Raw genomic sequence first — 18481 nt, 5'->3', positions numbered from 1 at the left:
TTATCCTCCTATCGCTTTCAGTGGGTCAATGCGCACAATCGTCAAGACTGAGAAAACGGCACCGCAAGTTGCAACAACCATTAGGATTAACCCGTAAAATACCATCAAGGCTAGATCAAACGAAACTGGAACAGCTGCTGGTAAAAAGGCTCCTGAAACGAGTGTTAAGGCAAAACCTAGCGCTGTCCCGATAAATGCTAAAATAAAGGTTTGCGCTACAACAGACCAAGATAAATAAGTGCTGGAAATACCTTGAGCCTTCATGACCCCGAACATACTTATCTTCTGCACGGTCAACACATACAAGAAAATCGCTACGATGATGGATGAAATACCAAAGAGGAAGTAAATCATGAAATTTAAGGTAAGTTTTTGTTCAGTATAGCCGGGCAAACTTTGAATGAAGGATTCAATCTCAATTGAATCCAGTTCATTATTTTTGTACATATTTAAAATAGGATCATCCTTTACAACAATTCCATTAATTTGATCCTTTTTCTGATCCGCAGCTTCGCCAAATTTGACTTGGTGGAAGGTGGCAAGGTTGGCATACAGAACAGGTGAAGCATTAAACCTGGCATGGTCTGTAAATCCTACAATCGTTAACTGTTGGTCACTGGAGGACAAGGATAATGTATCCCCTAATTTGAATCCCTTGTCTTTAAGTGAATCGTCAGCAATAACTTCATTTGCTTTGTCAAAAGCCCTTCCTTCTGTCACATTGGGCATCAGAAATTCCTCTTTGTTAATACCAAAGAGAGAGATATTTTGCTTGTTGTCACCGTTGCTGGCAATCGCGTTTAGTTGACCAATTACAGCCGTTTTTTTTGCTTTAATGTCTTTTAGCTGATCGATCGACATGGAGGATTGGTACAAGCTTTTATCTGATTCTTCGGTAAGGATAATAGCTGACGCCTTCCATTTATCAACTGCTTCCCTATTGAGGCTGGCGAGACCAGTTGCAAGTCCGGAGAGAAAAAATACAAGATAGGAAACAAGCATTAAAATCCCAGTAATCAAGGTGAAACGCAGTTTGTTTCTTTTAATTTCCTGCCATGCTAAAAACACCATGTCACTCCCTTTCTAAATGAAAGTATTTATTCTATTTTATTTAATTATTAACGGAAATAACTTGATTTGTCAAACCTTTGTATAATAAAATATTTAAAACGTTATACGAAAGTTCTTGTCTTTTATCAATCAGGAAGGATTTTCCCAACTTTAATCTTTGTACAATGTTTAAAGTGATAACATTGTACAAAGTACATGTATTCGTTATACTAATTATGCCTGCGGGGTTGTACAAGCTGTTAAGGGGATGAAATAGATGATTCAATCCGATGATAATGGAGTATTTGCAATTCAACAAGTCGCAGATATGACCGGATTATCGAAACAAGTGATCAGAAAATGGGAAGAACGTTATGGGATTATTCAACCGAAGCGGTTGGAGAATGGTTATAGAATATATACTCAACAGGATGTCAAAACACTTTTAAAAATTAAATTACTTTCGGAGCAAGGCCATTCGCTTAAACAAGCGGCCCATCTTGTAAAAGAGTTTGCGGAAGACCCTGAAGTACCAATACAGAAGGGAAAATCCCCTAATTATGAGCAATGGAATGAGTATGTCCTTCAGCTTCTAGAAAAAGGCAGGCACTGTGATGAAATAGAATTAAATTTTATCTTAAAACAGGCATATCATCAGGTGGGGCTAGAGCAATTTTTAAACCATATCGTGGTTCCATTTTTAAAAGAGGTTGGAAGAAAGTGGGGGAATCGTGAGTGGGATGAATATCAAGAATCCGTTTCAAGTCTGGTTGTAAGGGATTACTTGGTTCAAATTCGACGAAATTATCCATATCGGGAAAATGCTCCATTTGTTCTTGGAGCATGTCTGCCATATGAACATCATGAAGTACCACTACATCTGATTTTAATGCGTTTCATGATGAAAGGATGGAAAACCCAGTTAATTGGGGCTTCCCCTGCTCCAGGAGCGATTGAATCATTGGTAGGGAAATTAAAGCCGGATGTGGTTTTGTTGTCGGCTACAACCGCAATACCGTTTGAAACAGACCCTCAACTGCTGCGGAATTTAGACCAATTCGCCAAAAAGCAAAAGGACATAGCTTTCTACCTTGGCGGCCAAGGGGCAGTCACGTATTTCTCCGACTATCAACCACAGACCATTACCGTGACAAATTCTATTGAAGACATTTTAAAATAAAACACTTAATTAATTGTGGTAATGAAGCGAAAATAATTTGTCAGAGCCCAGTCAACTTTTCGAGTATGGGGAAGGGAAATGATAGTATGAAACCTTTTAATCTAGAGGTTTTCGATTCATTAGTAGATCAAATAGCCGTATTGGATATGGATGGGTATATTATTGCAATTAATACATCTTGGGTGAATTTTTCAATTGAAAATGAAGGGGAGTTACAAAAGACTGGAATAGGAAATAATTATCTTGCTGTTTGCCCCAATGAGGTTAAAGATGGTATTTTGCAGGTGTTAAAGGGTACAAAAGACAATTTTAACTATGAATACCCCTGTCATTCTAGTAATGAACTTCGTTGGTTTTTATTAAGAGTTACTCCGATAAAAATAAATGGAAACAATGGTGCAGTTGTTTCACATGTAAATATTACAGATCGAAAGCTGGTTGAAATTCAGTTAAAAAGGAGTGAGCAGCTTTATCGTCATATTGCTGAAAACTCGACTGATTTTATTTCATTACACACCCTTGATGGGAAATTCACATACGTTTCTCCCAATTGCCCCTCTTTATTGGGGTATTCCCCCGATGAGATGGTGGGAAAAACAACGTATGATTTTATACATGTCGATGACATAAAAAAAATGAAATCTTTTAATAACGATATTCATTTAATAGGTGAAATTAAAACTGTAACATACCGTTTTAAGTGTAAAAATGGAAAGTATATTTGGATTGAATCAAAATATAAACATGTTTTATCAGTGGATAAAGTATCAAATGAAATTATCTGTGTTTCTAGGGATATCACAAAAAATAAGCAGAAGTTAATAGAGTTAGAGGAGGAAAGGAAATTATTAAAAAAGACAGTTTATACCGATTCATTAACGGGGGTTTTTAATCGCAGATATTTTAACCGCCAATTAAAAAAGGCGTTTCAAGAATATTTTCAAGATTATATTGCCTTTTCTTTATTAGTTATTGATGTCGACTATTTTAAACAATATAACGATACGTATGGGCATAAAACTGGCGATGAGTGCTTGATTAAAGTCGCAGATACACTGGCTAGAAGTGTAAGGGAAAATGATAGTGTATGCAGAATAGGTGGAGAAGAGTTTTGTGTTATTTTGCCTAATACTAATAAAGAGAAAGCTTTATTTTTAGCAGAAAGGCTCCGTAAGAAAGTAAAAGAATTAAAAATCCCTCACATAAATTCTAATGTGAGTTCTTATGTTACCGTTAGTATAGGTGTTTCGACTAAAAATTCGATATATATTAATCAGGACAAATTATTTTTATTAGCAGATCAGGCATTGTACGAGTCTAAAAAGAGCGGACGAAACCGGGTGACATCTATATAAACTTTAAACTTATTTTTTAAAGTCATCATTAATTGCATTGCTAGTAAAAAGTTTTTTGGAATTGTAATAAAATACAAAATTAAGTAAAGAAAATATTAGACAAAAGAGGGCTGACTACAAAGGAGTGCCTCTTTTGTCTAATTAAGGGTATTTTTATAACAGAACTAGGTGAAAGGCTTTTATAGCTTATAAGTGACAGTAATTTTATAAACTTCTTACCTGAACTATTAGCCTTCGGTGAGCGTGTTGCTCAATCTCCATATTTGTTCCACATTTTGCCGATCTATTGCGTATCTAGGGTAGCTGCTTGAACCGAATATGTTCTTCAATTGTGAAAAACCTTTTTCAGATGTGGAGGGTTGAAGAATCTCTAATTTGTGATTGATAAGCTGGCCGGTCACATCATTAAAAGCTTCCGACGTGCAAATTTGAAAATAATTATCGGCCATGCCCGAGGGTAAAGGGTTTGTGAGATTTTGAACCCGTGCAAATACCTTCCAAACGGAATGCATTTTTTCTATCGTCTCTTTCGATAGTTTTACGCGGTTAATTTGAAGGGCATTAATCTTGATGCCCATGCTTTTATATTCTTCTGCCATTTTGAAGGTTAGCATCAATAATGCCATTTTCGAGTCTCCATACATCTTATAGGTGCTATAAGGCCGCTTCCCCTTCAGTTCCCCGCGCAAATTGTCGAATTCAATCTTTCTCTTCGGGTCGAAGAAGTTTTTGATATTTGTTGTACAAGCATTAAGGACTCTTGAGTCTGATGATTTGGTGAGATGATCGGCCAATAAACGAGTCATTAAAAAAGGACCAAATGTATTCGTAGCAAAAGACAATTCGATATGCTCAGGACTAAGTTTGTATTCCTTTTCCCCGTGATTTAAGTAGGCGGCGTTATGTATCAAAATGTCCAGCCTGGGGTATTTGGATTTAAAAGCTGTGCAAAATGAGCGAATAGAATCAAAAGAAGAAACATCAAGCTCGATAAGATCTACATTTGTATTCTTTGTGACTTCCATAATCTCTTTTTGCACGGCTTTACTAATCTCCAAATTGCGGCAGGCCATGATTACACTAAAGCCTTCCTTGGCAAATTTAAGGGCTGCTGCTTTCCCAATCCCAGAATTTGCACCAGTAATGATAACAATTTTATTGTTCATTACGAGCCTCTCTCCTTTAAAAGTTTATAGATAAGTTAGTTTTAAAAAAATTTCCATAATAGGTAATTAGTAATATGAAGATGGTATCATGTAATGGGTGGAAAAAATGTAGAATTATGGGTGGGAAATAATCCTTTTCATCGATGAAGGGGCTTTCTTGGGTCAATAAAATAGGACAAAGGAGTTAACTCCCTTGTCCCATGATTTACTGGCACTGTTATTTTGTATAGTTGTCAAAGTAACCTTGAATAAATACGATTGGTGTACCCTTATCGCCGCTGCCTGAGGTTAGATCGGACAGTGAGCCGATGAGGTCTGTTAGTCTGCGTGGAGTAGTCCCTTGGGCTTCCATCGCTCCGACTAAGTCTTCCTGTTTCTCATCAATGTATTTAGAAATGGCTTGCTTTAGTTCTTCTCCTTTTAAGTCAGCAAAATGATTGTCGGCTAAGTATTTTAGTTTTATTTCATTTGGCGTCCCTTCTAATCCAGCGGTATAAGCAGGAGAAACAACTGGATCTGCGAGCTCCCAGATCTTTCCTACAGGATCTTTGAATGCACCGTCACCATAAATCATGACTTCAACCGTTTTACCTGTCTTTTCTTTCAGGATTTCTTGAATTGTATCAACGACCGGCTGGCAATTACGCGGGAATAGCTTGACACTATCCTCTGTTGCTTTATTCGAGCCTAATAGGCCATAAGCATCATTGTAGCCGCTGCCGTCAATAGATTCAGAAAGAATATTATCTAGACTATAAATTTTTTCGCCGCCATTAGCCTTTAAAATTCTCTTTGTTCTAAATCGTGAGTGAATATCACAGCAAAGCACACTCTTTGTGTGATCTAGAATCGTCTTTGGATTGTTGGAAAAGATAACTTCGCATTCCACGCCATATTCTTCAATTAAAGATTTGTAATAATCGATATAATCTACGCCCGTGAATGTATGTTTGTTATAACCAAAGTACTCTCGGAATTGTTTTTCTGTTAACACATCCGTCCAAGGATTTACGCCCTTTTCATCAAGTGTATCTAAATCAACTAAATGATTGCCTACTTCATCAGAAGGATAGCTTAACATTAACACAATTTTCTTCGCGCCTTTTGCAATCCCGCGAAGACAAATTGCAAACCGATTACGGCTAAGGATAGGGAAAATAACACCGATTGTATCATCGCCGAATTTAGAGTGAACATCTTTAGCAATATGATCAATGGTTGCATAGTTTCCTTGTGCACGTGCAACAACAGACTCGGTAACGGTTACAATATCTTTATCTCCGATGGTAAAGCCTTCAACCTCAGCAGCTTTTAATACGCTGTCAACAACAATCTCTTCAATGCGGTCTCCCTTGTTGATAATTGGACAGCGAAGCCCTCTTGCCACAGTTCCTACAACTCTTTCCACAAAAATCGCTCCTTCTTGTTAATTTAACTTTATTCGAAAAAAAATTTTCACTTTAAAATAGTTATCATGCCAATATATTAACGATTCAATCAGTATCTACTTGTAATATACGGGTTTTAATGATATAAGTAAAATCAATATATCTAATATGTGGTATAAGGAGTAATTATATGATAAGTAAATTAGATTTATATTATGTTTTTTATACAATCGGAAAACATAAAAGCTTTTCTAAAGCAGCAAAAGAACTCTTTATGTCCCAGCCTGCGGTTAGTCAATCGATTGCACAATTGGAAAAGGAATTAGATACAAGGCTTTTTAACCGGTTATCTAAAGGAGTAACGCTAACGGACGAAGGAAGTTTATTGTTTGAATATGTCAGTTCAGCCCTTCAGTTTATACAAGCCGGTGAAGAAAAGCTTTTGGAATTTAAAAATTTAATCATTGGTGAGTTTAAAATTGGGGTTAGCGATACAATTTCTCGATATTTTTTGCTTCCCTATTTAGAAACTTTCCATAATCGATATCCAAATCTTAAATTTAAAATAGTTAATGGGACAACGTGGGAAATCATAGCTGCCTTAAAATCTGGAGAAGTGAACATTGCGATCTGTAATCTTCCAATTGATGACAAGTCATTAGAGGTAAAGTCTATATTTGAAATTCAGGATACCTTTGTATATGGTGATAAATACCGAAAAATATTATCTAAGCCGATTAAACTTGAGGAATTGGTTAAGCTTCCGCTTATTTTATTGGACAATTCCAATTCAAGAAGATATGTGGAAGAATTTTTTCTTACTAAGGGAATTAAAATTCAGCCAGAATTTGAGTTAGGTTCACATGAATTGCTGTTAGAATTCGCAAGGATCAATCTGGGCGTTGCTTGTGTTACAAAGGAATTCTCGGAACAGTTTTTGAGAAAAGGATTACTTCGTGAAGTGACCTTAATAGACCCAATACCGAAAAGAAGCATTGGCATCTGCTATTTGAAAAATGCCCCTTTAAATAGGGCTGCGGAAAGGTTTGTTGAAATTATTGAGAAAAATATACGAAATAACTTTTAGCCATTTAATACACAAATTTGCTTTTTATCATAAGAATTTCTTATGAGCTTTTATAATAATTATTGAATGTTTTAATTACCACGTTAGTAATATACTTGAATTAGAATGGTTTAGAGCGTAATGAAAGGAATATGTAACAGGGATTTGTGAGCATATTAGCAACGGCAAACAAAGGACTCAACACTAGCTAGAAGCCGGGTAAAAACCTTGGTTTTTTTTGTGTACTTGGGGCCCATATTGATGTAATTTACATTTTTTTACAACTTTAGTATTTCTAAATAACTATTATTATATAAATAATAGTGATAAACTATTAATAGGTAATAATTGATCATCCAGAAAAGGTGTGTGACTAGTCGCGCCCCTGGCTTGCTGTGATGCCTAAGAAGGAGCGCCTAACATCCTTTCTGCAAAACTTAGGGGTATAAGGGATGGGGAGAATGAGTAACAGACAAACTGAAACAGACGTTATCTTAATTGGTGCCGGAGTCATGAGTGCAACATTGGGGACACTCTTGAAAGAATTAGTTCCGGAATGGAAAATAACAGTGTTTGAAAAACTTGAAAACGCAGGTGAGGAAAGCTCCAACGAATGGAATAATGCGGGAACGGGGCATGCTGCACTGTGTGAGCTTAACTACACCGTCGAAAAACCGGACGGTTCTATAGACATTAGCAAAGCTGTAAAAATTAACGAACAGTTTCAGGTTTCAAGACAGTTTTGGTCTTATCTAGTAAACAGCAATCTAATCAATAATCCTCAAGAATTTATCATGCCTCTGCCTCATATGAGTTTAGTACAAGGGGAAGAAAATGTTAAATTCTTGAAAAAACGTTTTGAAGCGCTTTCGAACAATCCACTGTTCCAAGGTATGGAGTTCTCCGATAATCCTAAAAAGCTGGAGGAATGGATTCCGCTTATTATGAAAGGCCGGACATCGGGGGAACCTATAGCGGCTACAAAAATTGATTCTGGAACGGATGTTAACTTTGGTGCTTTAACGCGCCTATTGTTTGACCATTTAAAAAAACAAAATGTTGAAATTAACTATAAACATCAAGTAGAAGACATTAAACGTACTGAGGACGGCAAATGGGAATTGAAAGTATGGAATATGGCAAGCGGTGCTATTGAACGCCATACTGCAAAATTCGTCTTTATCGGCGGCGGCGGCGGTTCCTTGCCGTTATTGCAAAAAACCGGTATTCCTGAAAGTAAACATATTGGTGGATTCCCAGTAAGCGGATTATTCCTGGTATGTAACAATCCAGAGGTTGTAGAACAGCATCATGCAAAGGTATACGGTAAAGCGAAGGTTGGTGCTCCTCCAATGTCGGTGCCGCATCTTGATACACGATTTATCGATAACAAAAAATCACTTCTCTTTGGACCGTTTGCCGGCTTTTCACCAAAATTCTTAAAAACTGGTTCAAATATGGATTTATTAGGTTCTGTAAAACCGAATAATGTCCTTACTATGTTAGCGGCAGGAGCAAAAAACGTGCCATTGACAAAATATTTGATCGAGCAAGTAATGTTATCGAAGGAAAAACGGATCGAAGAGTTACGAGAGTTTATCCCGAATGCCAAAAGTGAAGATTGGGATATCGTAGTAGCGGGCCAACGTGTGCAAGTTATCAAAGATACTGCAGCTGGCAAAGGAACGCTTCAATTTGGTACGGAAGTTATTACAGGGGCTGACGGCTCAGTCGCTGCCTTACTTGGCGCTTCTCCAGGTGCTTCTACTGCTGTTCACGTTATGCTGCAAGTAATCAACAAATGTTTCCCACAGCATATCAAGGAGTGGGAACCGAAAATTAAAGAAATGATTCCTTCTTACGGTATGTCGCTGGCTGAAAATCCAGAGCTTTTCCACGAACTTCATACTTTTACAGCGTGGACACTTGGTTTAGGCAAAAACTTATCGTTAGAGGAGATCCGTAACCTAGAAAAAGAAACTGTATCTGTTTAAATATAATAGAAAAGCATCTATTTTTTATAGGTGCTTTTTTTGTTCAAATCTTATAAGTCTTATAATTCGACACATTCTCCTCATTTCCTCCTAACTTATTATCAATATTTTAAAAATTCCCACAAATCACGGAGCACAAAGGATGCAAGTCTGTTTCATAGAAACTTTGTTATATTGAATTTTTATATTAACCTGTTTATTATTGATTTGGAGAGTCTAAATAGGTAATTACTATATTCTACAATCAAGAGATGGATTGGCTTTTTTTGAATTAGAAAGGAAGTAAGAGGAAGAGTTGAAATCATATAATAGATATACTGCCCTGCTGTTGATGTTACTTGTTGTTGGGTTAGCTGGCTGCGGAAAAGAGGAAGCAGAAACAAATGTCGGGAAACTGCACTTTGAGAATCCATTAAAAATTCCACAGCTGCTAGAACCTATAATTAGTGCTGATGGCACAAAACACTTTCAATTAGCAATGCAAACAGGGACTACAGAGTTTTTTCCAGGGAAAAAGACTGATACGTGGGGACTCAATGGTTCCTATTTAGGTCCTACCATTATGGTTTCAAAGGGGGACAATGTAGCCTTTGATGTTGTAAATAAGCTGGGAGAGACCTCAACCATACACTGGCATGGGATGAAATTACCCGCTGTTATGGATGGGGGTCCACATCAAATGATTGAAGCTGGTGCAACGTGGTCACCACATTGGACGATTAACCAGCCAGCAGCAACCGTGTGGTACCATCCTCACCTTCATGGAAAAACGGCACAGCATGTGTACCGGGGACTTGCCGGCATGTTTATTATCAATGATCAGGATTCAAAAAAATTACCTTCTGATTATGGTGTTGATGATATCCCGTTGATTGTACAGGATAAATTGTTTACTAGTAAGGGGCAATTATCAGAAAAGGATGATACTACCTTTGGTACACTCGGCGATGAAATACTGGTGAATGGAACCTATGACCCATTTCTTAAAGTAACAAAGAATCAGGTTCGTTTTCGATTGTTGAATGCTTCAAATGCAAGAACCTATTATTTTGGCTTTACGGACGGACGGTCTTATAAACTTGTAGCAAATGATGCAGGTCTTTTGCAGAAGCCGGCTACATTGGACCGTATCAAGTTAAGTCCAGGAGAACGTGCAGAGATTGTTGTGGAGTTTAAGCCTGGAGAGGAAACGATTCTTCATAGTTATAGCAGCGGCTCTGGCATTGAAAAAGGTGAATTTGATTTGTTAAAAATTGTGGCCTCCTCGAAGCTAACAGAGTCGGCAGCGATACCTGAGCAGCTTTCTTCTGTTCCGCCAATAGAGATACCAAAGGATGCCAAGGTTCGTCAATTCAAAATGACAATGGAGTCTATGATTAATGACAAAAAGATGGATATGAATCGAATTGATGAAGTTGTGCCGGCGGGTACAAAAGAAATATGGGAAATTGACAATTTTGGCTGGTCACATAACTTCCATATCCATAATGCGGCATTCCGAATATTGGACATTAACGGCAAAAAGCCTCCGGAGTATGAAAGCGGCAGAAAAGATACTGTGTTTATACCGAATGGGTCAACTGTTAGACTAGCGGTGGAGTTTGGCGATTATCCTGATCCAAATCACCCATTTATGTATCATTGCCATATTTTAAAGCATGAAGATGACGGCATGATGGGCCAATTCTTATTAGTAAAACCCGGGACGGAATCACAGGTAAAAACAAAACTGCCTAAAAACGATAGTGTGCACCATCATTAATAGAAAACAGGGGGACGGCTCTCTGCTTCAGAAGCAGAAGAACCGCCCCCCTGTTTCATTTAAAAAAAGTCTTGTATTTATTGTGAATATGTGTAAATATATATGTCAAGACACCTGTTTATACTAGGGAGTGCTCACTTATGGAAATGAATGACGTTTTAATTGTTGGGAGCGGGGTTGCGGCATTAAGGCTGGCTACTCTGATTAGTCAGGATAAAAATGTGAGGATTCTCACAAAGTCCAATATAACGAATACAAATTCTTACTTGGCACAGGGCGGGATTGCGGCTGCCATCGGAATGCATGATAACCCTTCAAAGCATTTCGCCGACACCCTTGAAGCAGGAAGATTTCATAATGATGAGGACTCCGTTCGTGAAATTTTGAACGAAGCCCCCCAGATGATTCAAGAGCTTTCAAAAGAAGATCATATTTTTGACCAGGCCGAAGACGGAAGCCTTCTTCTAGGTCTTGAAGGTGCTCATAGTGAGAAACGAATTGTTCATAGCGGCGGGGATGCAACAGGAAAAAATATCATAGATTACTTGATTCGTAGTTTAACAGACAATATAAGGGTGGAAGAGAATGTTTTTGCTTATCAACTAATTCTCGATCAAGACCAGAACCGGTGTATCGGTGTCAAAGCGAAAGGCAAGGACGGTACCATTCACTATTTTTACGGAGAATATGTCGTCCTTGCAACCGGCGGCTGCGGCCAGCTTTATCGTTTTTGTTCAGGTGCGCCAACGGTTACTGGGGATGGGATAGCTATGGCTTACTTAGCCGGTGCTGAAATTACTGATATGGAATTTATGCAATTCCACCCGACACTTTTATATAAAAATGGACAAACAATAGGGCTAATTTCCGAAGCTGTAAGAGGAGAAGGAGCTGTTTTGGTTACTGAGGATGGAACGCCGATTATGGAGGGAACCCATCCCTTAAAAGACCTTGCCCCAAGACATGTGGTTTCTCAGACGATTTTTAACTATATCGAAAAAGGACATAACGTATTTTTAGATATTAGTTCTATTACCGATTTTAAAAAGAGATTTCCTTCGATTACCGCTATTTGCGAAAACAACGGAATTAATCTGTCAGAAGGGAGAATTCCCGTAGTTCCGGGAAGTCACTTTTTAATGGGCGGCATTAAGACGGATTTATTAGGGCGTACCTCTCTTAATGGGCTGTTCGCCATTGGGGAGGCGGCATGTACAGGCCTTCATGGCGCCAACCGCCTGGCAAGCAATTCCCTATTAGAGGGCCTTTACCAAGGGAAAAAGCTGTCACAATGGATCAATACTAATGTGGAAACGTATCCAATTCCGAAATTCCTTACACCTGTCAAATTGAAACAAGGAAAACAGGCTGCTCTTCCGGATGTCCAATTCCTAAAGGATCGGATGATGAAAACAGTTGGCATTGTACGTTCTAAAGAGCTTTTGGAAGAACAGAAAAATTGGCTGGAGCAAACATTGCCTGTAAAAGAAATGATAGAGCTTGATTTTTATTCGATTGAAGATATAACCGCCATTTTTATGTATATCACAGCTTACCTTATAACGGATGCAGCCTTGCGCCGTACGGAAAGCCGCGGCGGCCATTTTCGCAGTGATTTTCCTGCTGAAGAAGAAAATTGGTATAAAAAAACGATCATTCACAAGCACAAAGGGGAAGTGATGGTGAATTATGAACAAGTTGAAACTGCGGTCATCTATTGAGCAATTTTTTATCGAAGATATTGGAGAACAGGATATAACGACAGATTTAATTTTTTCAGAGAATACGAACGGAAGGATTGTCTTTTTGGCAAAAGAAAACGGGGTCTTTTGCGGGGAAGATGTAATTAAAACGGGATTTGAACTGCTGAATCCGCAAATTGAAGTGGAGTTATTTGTCCGTGATGGTGCCGTTATTGAAGTCGGGCAGCAATTGGCTGCTGTCACCGGCAGAATTTCTGATTTGTTAAAGGGCGAGCGGGTAATTCTCAATCTAGTTCAGCGTATGAGCGGTATCGCTGCCTTGACCCGACAGGCAGTTGAGATGCTGGACAGCACTCATACAAGGATTTGCGATACGAGAAAAACAACCCCTGGACTGCGAATGCTGGAAAAATATGCGGTCCGTTGCGGCGGCGGATATAACCACCGTTTTGGACTATATGACGGGGTGATGATTAAAGATAATCACATTTCCTTTGCCGGTTCCATTAGACAGGCTGTGGAGCGGGTCCGTGAAAGTGCCGGTCATATGGTGAAAATTGAAGTGGAAACAGAGACGAAAGAGCAGGTTATAGAAGCCGTAGAGGCAAGAGCTGACATTATTATGTTCGATAACCGCACTCCTGCTGAAATTAAGGAACTGATCGAGTTAGTGCCTGACCATATCATCACAGAAGCATCCGGCGGGATCCAATTAAGCAATTTGGCGTCCTACCAAGATACGGGCGTTGATTATATTTCTCTTGGCTTTTTAACCCATTCCTATAGAGCGCTCGATATTAGTGTGAAGGTTATTCTCAGCTGAAGTCTGGCGCCGATAAAGGTATTCAATTTGCTGATAAGATAAGTACTGTGAAATTACCGATAAAAGCTAGTCCACAAATTCAGCCTAATCTAAAAGGGAAGGAACATGAAAATGACAGTTACTGAACTAAAAAGCCGTTTAATAGAAGAAATTCAAGAGTGGAAGAAAAAACGTAATGCTGTGTTACTTGCCCATAATTATCAGCTGCCGGAAATTCAAGATATTGCCGATGTATTGGGAGATTCCCTTGCGCTTGCACGTGCGGCAGTAACGACCGATGCCGAGGTGATTGTATTCTGCGGTGTTCACTTTATGGCAGAAACAGCAGCCATCTTGAATCCGGCGAAAACCGTGCTTCTTCCAGATCTGGAGGCGGGCTGTTCGTTAGCTGATTCCATCACAGTTGAACAGCTGCGGGAATGGAAAGCTCAGCATCCGGGCGCTGTAGTCGTTGCTTATGTAAATACAACGGCTGATGTAAAAGCAGAAAGTGATTATTGCTGTACCTCTTCGAACGCTGTAAATATTGTTCGCTCCATTCCTGAAGATAAAGAAATTCTTTTCTTACCGGATATGTTCCTCGGTTCTTTTGTGAAGCGGGAAACCGGTCGTGAAAACATTCATATTTGGATGGGGGAATGTCACGTTCATGCTGGGATTGCTCCACATCAGGTTGAAACTGTCATGACACAGCACCCGGAAGCGGAACTCCTTGTCCATCCAGAATGCGGCTGTTCCACCTCCAGCATGTATTTAATGGCCGAGGGCGAGCTTCCAAAGGATAAAACGCATATTCTTTCAACCGGCCATATGTTAACGCATTCAAAAACATCAACGGCATCGGAATTCATTGTCGCAACAGAAGTAGGAATTATTCATCAGATGGAAAAACAAAACCCTGAAAAGCGTTTCATCCCAGCAAATCGAGAAGCTGTTTGTCCCTTTATGAAAATGATCACACTTGAAAAGGTACTTGTAGCTTTAAAGGAAAATCAGCATGTAATTACCGTTCCTGCTGATACTGCTAAGCGGGCAAAGCTTGCGATTGACCGAATGATTTCCATAGGGTAAGTACTAAAATATAATTTCAGGAAAAAGCAATGCCGATTTCAGGCATTGCTTTTTTTATTGGACATAAGTTTAAGCCTTTCTCTGCTTTTGCTATTTATCTGTATTTAGAAGAGTTTGAAAAGTCGAAAATATGTCAACGCTGTTGCTGTAAATTATATTTTATGAGGTGGTAGTTTGAAAAGGTCAGTTATTTATAGTGTGCTTGGGGTTGTTTTAGCAGCTGGGGTTGGGGCTTCATTTGTTTTGAAGGGTAAAGATGAAGCAAACGATGCCGGTAAAAAGCAGAATTTCCTGCACCAGCAGGATGCTAAGGAGGTAACAAAAAAGTCAGTTGAAGTTTCCGTTTCTGATGATGGGAGTATTAATGCGAATCATTTATACATTCCGTGGACGATTAACAAGAGCGGTGGTTTGTTTTTCTTAAGCCAGCGGGAAGGCTCAGTAATTCAAATTAATGGGGACCTGGGCTTAGTTGATGTTCAAAATGTAAAGGTTTCAAAGGATATATTCCATGAAGGAGAAGGCGGCTTTCTCGGATTTACACTAGCGCCTGATTTTGAAAAGGCAAGAAAGGCTTTTGCCTATCATTCCTATCAAAAAAATGGAGAAACTTTAAATAGAATTGTTTCTTTAAAACTCGATGGTAATACGTGGAAAGAAGATGCAGTTTTGTTGGAAGGCATCCCTGGCGGTAAGGTTAATAGCGGCGGCCGGATTAAAATCGGGCCGGATGGAATGCTTTACGCTACGACAGGTGATGTTGGCAAGGGAGAAAATGCCCAAAATCTTAAGAGCTTGGCCGGAAAAATTCTAAGAATGACTGTAACTGGTGAAATTCCAAAGGATAACCCATTTAAAAATTCATATGTATATTCCTACGGTCATCGCAACCCTCAGGGATTAGTTTGGGATAATAAAGGAAATCTCTATAGCTCAGAGCATGGGGAATCAGGACATGATGAAATTAACCTGGTTCAAGCCGGGAAGAACTACGGATGGCCTGTTATTCAAGGGGATGAAGAAGCAAAAGGCATGGTGCAGCCAATTGTTCAATCGGGTGATTCCACTTGGGCGCCGTCAGGAATGGCCTTCAATGACGGCAAACTCTATGTTGCTTCATTAGCTGGCAAAAAGATTTTCTCGTATGATGTCGCAAGCAAGCAGCTTCATGAGTTTTATGCAGAAGCCGGCAGATTAAGGGATGTACTGGTTGATAACAATGAGTTATTTATGATAACCAGCAACCGTGATAAACGCGGAAATCCTACAGATAAAGATGACCGTTTAATTCATATCTCTTTATCAGAAAAAGCATCTTCCGATAAAAAGTAAGTGAAAATATGTTAGTGTCAGGCACCAAGAAAAGCGGAAGCACCTCGGTCAGGGGCGACAAGCACAAGACAACCCGGTGAGAAGGCTGTTTTTAGCCTTCTTCACTCGTTGGCTTGTGATCTCGAGCCCCTAGGCGCTGAAGCTGGGCATGTGGAAAATTCACATGGTGCCTGACACCTTTGAATAAAGTATTAACCGCCGCCGAGACTTTTTACATATTCGGCTACTGCTTTGATCTGATCCGCGGATAAGGTGTCCTTGAATGGCGGCATTCCGCCTCCTCCATTTTCCACTTGATGGATAACAGCATTGAGATCCATTTTTGTCTTCTGTAAATTTGGACCATTGTGACCGCCAGCGCCTTGGTCTCCATGGCAGGCTAAGCAATTACCTTTATAGACGTCTTCTCCTGCTCCTGCAGCTGAGCTGGTTTCATTTTTTGATTTACTTTTATCAGCCGCCTGTTTCTTTTCTAGTTCGGTGTCTTCCTTCTTGACTGGTGATACATTGATTTTATCTTTAGGAATATCCTTTAAAGATCCATATTTGCCTTCTAATGAGAAGGTATAGATTTTATCGCCATGAGTTGTGCCCGCTAGTGTATTTCCGGCAGCGAAGATGGAGATATACTGCTTTCCGTCGACTTCATAGGTGATCGGTGGAGCATTTGCCCCCGCATCCATTTTAAACTCCCATAAATCCTTGCCATTGGTTGCATCATAGGCAAGAATACGGCCGTCGTTATGACCAGTAAACATCAAGTTGCCCTTTGTTGTTAAAATGCCGCTGTAAGCAATTGTATCCCAATTTTTTTGCCAAACAATTTTATTTGTTTTAATATCAAGTGCGGTTACCGTACCGCGGTGAGGGGACTTTTCTACCGGCTGCCAAACGCTTCCGATATACTCTTTTCCTTCCTCAAACCGTTCATCTTTTTCTTCTCCATAATGGGCATAGGCAAAATAGTTATCATTTCCTAACACATAAAATAACTCTGTGTTTGGGTTGTAGGCTGATGGCGGCCAGTTTGCCCCGCCTTGAGGCGATGGTTTAAGGGTGACCGGCTTATCCCAGAAAGGAGTAAAGATATCCCCATATTTGCCTTTAAAGTCTTTTGGTAAATCACGTTTAACATCTTCCTTTGTAATTTTTTGCGGTACAAAGGCGTCTCCTATTGGTATAGGCTGAGTAGGCGATGTCTTTTGGTTTTTATTTTGCGGCACTGGTTTCTCTTCAATGCCTATTAACGGTTTACCATTTGTACGGTCTAGGATATAAAGCCATCCCGTTTTTCCCGCTTGGACAATTCCTTTTCTCCTCTTGCCCTTCATTTTCACATCAAATAAAACGACAGGGTTGGCAGGGTCTAAATCCCATATATCATGGTGTACTTCTTGGAAATGCCATTTATATTTCCCTGTATTGGCATCCAGTGCAAGGATGGAGTTGGCGAATAAATTATCTCCTTCTCGTTTGCTGCCATCCAGGTCTGGGGAGGTATTCCCCGTAGCAAAATAAATCATTCCTAATTCAGGGTCAATGGCTGGCGTCTGCCAAACAGGTGCACCGCCTGTTAACCAGTTCCTGCTGTCCTTTGGCCATGTTTCGCTGCCTTTATCACCTGGTGCAGGCAATGTATAGGTCCGCCAGATTTGTCTTCCGATTTCAGCATCATAGGCGGCAACAAACCCTCTAATTTGGTACTCGCCGCCGGCAATTCCCGTATAAACTTTTCCATCGTAATAGAGGGGAGCGCTTGTAATGGTATAGCCTTTCTCCCAGCTTTCAACCTGTGTTTCCCAAACTAATTTTCCGGTTTTTTGGTCTAAAGCAATTAGTCTCGCATCAAGAAGTCCGACAAATACTTTGCCGTCCCCTAAGGCGACCCCGCGGCTTGTCCAGCCGCAGCAGACCGTATTTAACCCTTCAGCAAGCTGCGGCTTATATTCCCAAATTAATTTTCCCGTTTTCGCGTCGATTGCTTGAACGTCATTTGCTCCTGTAACAGTGAACATTACCCCATCATAGACAAGCGGAGTTGCTTCACCTGAATATTTAAATTCCTTACCAGAACCAAGGCTTGTAACCCATTCTACTTTTAAATTTTTTACATTTGATGTTGTAATTTCGTCCAATGGAGAATATCTGCCATTGCGGATGTCGCCGCCATTTGTTACCCAATTCCCAGCTGGCGGTTTGGAAAGTTCATTGGAAGAAAACTTTGGAGCCGTTTTTGCAAGATACTTCATATGCTGGTATGACCGATAGCCCGTACCAGACAATGTATTATTCGATTTTTGTTCGTCGGCACCTGGTTTACTGTCTTCTCCCTTAGTGTCTCCTTCTGACTTTGCCTCATTTTTTCCGTTATCTTCGGTTTTATTGTTTTTAGCGTTGTCCTGACCACCGCCGCATCCTGCAACAGCCGTCATCAACAGTAATAAAACAATCAAGATCCAACTTGCCTTTTTCAAATAATAAACACTCCTTTCAATTGTTTTAATGGTAATTTACCCTCATATGACAAAAATAACTAAAAAAAATTATTTACACAGCTTATCCCATCCTCGTATTAGAATAGGATTTTTTTA

At 39.6% G+C, this 18481-nt stretch carries 13 protein-coding genes; 9 read left to right on the top strand and 4 right to left on the bottom strand.

Features of this window, described 5'->3' with window-relative positions:
* Positions 1-1068, bottom strand: a complete 1068-nt coding sequence (locus IE222_RS08060; RefSeq protein WP_191271543.1) for an ABC transporter permease — start codon at positions 1066-1068, stop codon at positions 1-3.
* Between the two features lie 259 nt (positions 1069-1327).
* Between IE222_RS08060 and IE222_RS08055 the strand changes: the two genes are divergently transcribed.
* Both IE222_RS08055 and IE222_RS08050 read left to right on the top strand, forming a co-directional pair.
* Positions 1328-2230 (top strand): MerR family transcriptional regulator, encoded by a 903-nt coding sequence (locus tag IE222_RS08055; RefSeq protein WP_191271542.1) that lies wholly within the window; start codon positions 1328-1330, stop codon positions 2228-2230.
* An 86-nt stretch (positions 2231-2316) separates the two neighbouring features.
* Positions 2317-3585: a sensor domain-containing diguanylate cyclase gene (locus IE222_RS08050; protein WP_191271540.1), complete on the top strand. Its 1269-nt coding sequence runs from the start codon at positions 2317-2319 to the stop codon at positions 3583-3585.
* A gap of 227 nt (positions 3586-3812) precedes the next feature.
* Here the strand turns inward: IE222_RS08050 and IE222_RS08045 are convergent, their stop codons facing one another.
* Both IE222_RS08045 and IE222_RS08040 read right to left on the bottom strand, forming a co-directional pair.
* Positions 3813-4751, bottom strand: a complete 939-nt coding sequence (locus IE222_RS08045; RefSeq protein WP_191271538.1) for an SDR family NAD(P)-dependent oxidoreductase — start codon at positions 4749-4751, stop codon at positions 3813-3815.
* 217 nt (positions 4752-4968) lie between these two features.
* The gene (locus tag IE222_RS08040) at positions 4969-6159 is read right to left on the bottom strand and encodes a coenzyme F420-0:L-glutamate ligase (RefSeq protein ID WP_191271536.1); all 1191 of its coding nucleotides are present in this window, start codon (positions 6157-6159) and stop codon (positions 4969-4971) included.
* 170 nt (positions 6160-6329) lie between these two features.
* On the opposite strand from IE222_RS08040, the gene IE222_RS08035 reads away from it, so the two are divergent.
* From IE222_RS08035 to IE222_RS08005, 7 genes are all read left to right on the top strand, one after another.
* Complete coding sequence (locus IE222_RS08035) at positions 6330-7226, top strand: LysR family transcriptional regulator (RefSeq protein ID WP_191271534.1); 897 nt, start codon at positions 6330-6332, stop codon at positions 7224-7226.
* Between the two features lie 440 nt (positions 7227-7666).
* Positions 7667-9199 carry a malate:quinone oxidoreductase gene (locus IE222_RS08030; RefSeq protein ID WP_191271532.1) on the top strand — a complete coding sequence of 511 codons (1533 nt, stop codon included), beginning with the start codon at positions 7667-7669 and terminating at the stop codon, positions 9197-9199.
* A 295-nt stretch (positions 9200-9494) separates the two neighbouring features.
* Positions 9495-10961 (top strand): multicopper oxidase family protein, encoded by a 1467-nt coding sequence (locus IE222_RS08025; protein WP_223282625.1) that lies wholly within the window; start codon positions 9495-9497, stop codon positions 10959-10961.
* Positions 10962-11101: 140 nt separating this feature from the next.
* Positions 11102-12682: an L-aspartate oxidase gene (gene nadB / locus IE222_RS08020; protein WP_223282624.1), complete on the top strand. Its 1581-nt coding sequence runs from the start codon at positions 11102-11104 to the stop codon at positions 12680-12682.
* Complete coding sequence (nadC, locus tag IE222_RS08015; protein WP_191271530.1) at positions 12651-13487, top strand: carboxylating nicotinate-nucleotide diphosphorylase; 837 nt, start codon at positions 12651-12653, stop codon at positions 13485-13487. Before nadB ends, nadC begins: the two co-directional genes overlap by 32 nt.
* Positions 13488-13592: 105 nt before the next feature.
* Complete coding sequence (nadA, locus tag IE222_RS08010; RefSeq protein WP_223282623.1) at positions 13593-14558, top strand: quinolinate synthase NadA; 966 nt, start codon at positions 13593-13595, stop codon at positions 14556-14558.
* A 174-nt stretch (positions 14559-14732) separates the two neighbouring features.
* Positions 14733-15890 (top strand): PQQ-dependent sugar dehydrogenase, encoded by a 1158-nt coding sequence (locus IE222_RS08005; protein WP_191271528.1) that lies wholly within the window; start codon positions 14733-14735, stop codon positions 15888-15890.
* Positions 15891-16081: 191 nt separating this feature from the next.
* Here the strand turns inward: IE222_RS08005 and IE222_RS08000 are convergent, their stop codons facing one another.
* Positions 16082-18364, bottom strand: coding sequence for an outer membrane protein assembly factor BamB family protein (locus IE222_RS08000; protein ID WP_191271526.1), 2283 nt, complete (start codon positions 18362-18364; stop codon positions 16082-16084).
* Positions 18365-18481 lie beyond the last annotated feature (117 nt).

The organism is Neobacillus kokaensis, assembly GCF_014656545.1.
In the GTDB taxonomy this organism is placed as follows: Bacteria; Bacillota; Bacilli; order Bacillales; family Cytobacillaceae; genus Neobacillus; species Neobacillus kokaensis.
The sequence above is the reverse complement of the archived record's forward strand: the minus strand, read 5'-3'. Positions and strand labels throughout refer to the sequence as shown.